Source organism: Coprococcus intestinihominis (assembly GCF_040096555.1).
GTDB lineage: Bacteria > Bacillota > Clostridia > Lachnospirales > Lachnospiraceae > Coprococcus_A > Coprococcus_A intestinihominis.
Genome location: NZ_JBBMEK010000387.1, coordinates 1 through 2,045 on the forward strand (window position 1 = coordinate 1; position 2,045 = coordinate 2,045).

General features: G+C 42.6%; 2 protein-coding genes, 2 tRNA genes and 1 pseudogene. All 5 read right to left on the reverse strand.

Going from position 1 to position 2,045, the window contains the following annotated elements; genetic code table 11:
• Window positions 1-229, reverse strand: a pseudogene (locus WMO25_RS17470) (hypothetical protein); the annotation flags it as partial.
• Between the two features lie 9 nt (window positions 230-238).
• Complete coding sequence (locus WMO25_RS17475; protein WP_349086462.1) at window positions 239-916, reverse strand: group II intron maturase-specific domain-containing protein; 678 nt, start codon at window positions 914-916, stop codon at window positions 239-241.
• Window positions 900-1,364, reverse strand: a complete 465-nt coding sequence (locus tag WMO25_RS17480; RefSeq protein WP_349086464.1) for a hypothetical protein — start codon at window positions 1,362-1,364, stop codon at window positions 900-902. Before WMO25_RS17480 ends, WMO25_RS17475 begins: the two co-directional genes overlap by 17 nt.
• 460 nt (window positions 1,365-1,824) lie before the next feature.
• Window positions 1,825-1,896, reverse strand: a tRNA-Cys gene (locus WMO25_RS17485).
• A 72-nt stretch (window positions 1,897-1,968) separates the two neighbouring features.
• A tRNA-Glu gene (locus tag WMO25_RS17490) sits at window positions 1,969-2,040 on the reverse strand.
• Window positions 2,041-2,045: the final 5 nt, after the last annotated feature.

Here is a 2,045-nt window from a genome sequence, read left to right on the forward strand (position 1 = left end):
TCGGAGAAACCGTCGCCAGCACAATCTGTGTAATAACCGTCATTACCATCACATGCTTATAAGAAGCTTTTGTTGTGACACCGCATACTGCCGCCATCATAACGAACGTCGGACAATGCGGTAATGTGTCAAGACCCATGGAGGCAACAGAAAGGATCTTATACATTGCCTCTTTGTTGATGCCCAGTGCCAGGAAATGATCCACCACCGTGCGTACCGTTCGGTACACGGCGGTTCTTTAGTTTTCGCAAACTACCAGATAATAGTCAAGCATGGATGTGTATCCTAGTTTGGCTATTATTTTATTTGTGATTACTGAATTTAGTACATGTGCCATCCTCCAGTAACCTTTTCTACTGCACGCAAGTTCTTTGGCTTTCCAATGTTCAAGGCCTAATGCTTTTAGCATTCGGTACTTTGTTTTGATTTTCTTCCATTGTTTCCAATAGACCGCTCTGATTCTTCGTCTTGCCCATTCATCCGTTTCTTTGAGAATCTTCTTCATGTCTGCAAGTTTAAAATAATTTACCCATCCTCGCACGAATTGTTGATATTTCTCTTCTCTTTTAGCATTACTCATGCCATTGTTTCTATCTGTCAATTCTCTGATTTTATTCTTCATTTTGGCGACTGACTTTTGGTGAACTCTAAATCTGCATTTTCCCTTGAACCTGTAAAAGGTATACCCAAGATATTTAACTTTGCTGATAGGAGCCACCTCTGTTTTCTCTCGATTTACTTTGAGAAAAAGTTTTCCTTGGGGCATTCCTATTTCTGTGCGCTCACACATCCCATTTGCTATAACTCCCGCATTTAGGTATTTATGTATCAGTGAAATAACTCTGCCATCCTTGATGGTTCGTGACAACACCTCTATCAGTTTACTCTGGCATACTGTGTCAAAATTGCTCCTCATAAATTGATGTGAGTTCTTGTGTAATCGCCTGTTGGATCACTCGGTCAACTACTGTTGGAACTCCAAGCTTACGAAACTCGCCTTTTGTTTCCTTGGGTATCTCTACCCTTCGAACTGGATTTGGCTTATATTTGCCGTCTCTTATCTCTTGGATTAGGGTTTTCTGGTTTTCTCTTAGGTAGGGTAGAAGTTCATCCACCTGCATTCCGTCAATTCCGCCGCTTCCTTTGTTTGATTTTACTTGCTTATACGCCTTATTAAGATTTTCTTTTCGCAAAATCAAATCCAAAAGATTGTTCGTCCAATAGTCTGTGATGACACCGCTCTTTTCAGTAATCTTAGAGTAGTCGAACACTTCTGCATACTCTTTCTGTTCCGCAGATACCATTTGCAGATAGTCTTCTATATGAAGTTGTCTGTTCTTAAATCCACTTTCAGTTACATTCATTGCTTGTGTCTCCTAAAGTTCAGCCCTTCGCCGATGTTTGCAACCATCGGTCTACTATGGCTTCTGCTGACTTCTCGTCATTCGTTGTTACTCACGGATTTCATACTCTGTTTTCATCCGCTGACGAGACCTCCCTAGGTACCACACGTCACTTTCTCTCCATATATCTGCCACATTTACTACAGATAATTCCGAGTGGTTATTGGACTTCGACTTGTTATGCAGCCTTATCCTTAACTGTAGCCTGATGTGATTTCTATTCGTCAGACCGGAGATTTACCTCCACCTTCCTTCAGATTCCCCTCGCGTTAATCATGGTCGTTGCCATGAATAGGACACCCTTGGTCTCGGCTGTATCCTTCCCACTACTAGGGCGGATTAGGAACTTTCATCCATTAGCGACGTGCGCCGCTAGGCGCACATAAAAAAGCCTGAAGAAAACTCTTCAGGCTTATTAAAGAGGCGCAGACCGGATTTGAACCGGTGGATACTGGTGTTGCAGACCATTGCCTTACCACTTGGCTACTGCGCCATAAATATTAAATTCACATGACTAGATTAGTATATCATGCCATCTTCTTTTCGTCAAGAATAATTCATTGACTGACCTCGACGGGATTCGAACCCGTGTTACCGCCGTGAAAGGGCGGTGTCTTAACCGCTTGACCACGAGGCCATCAA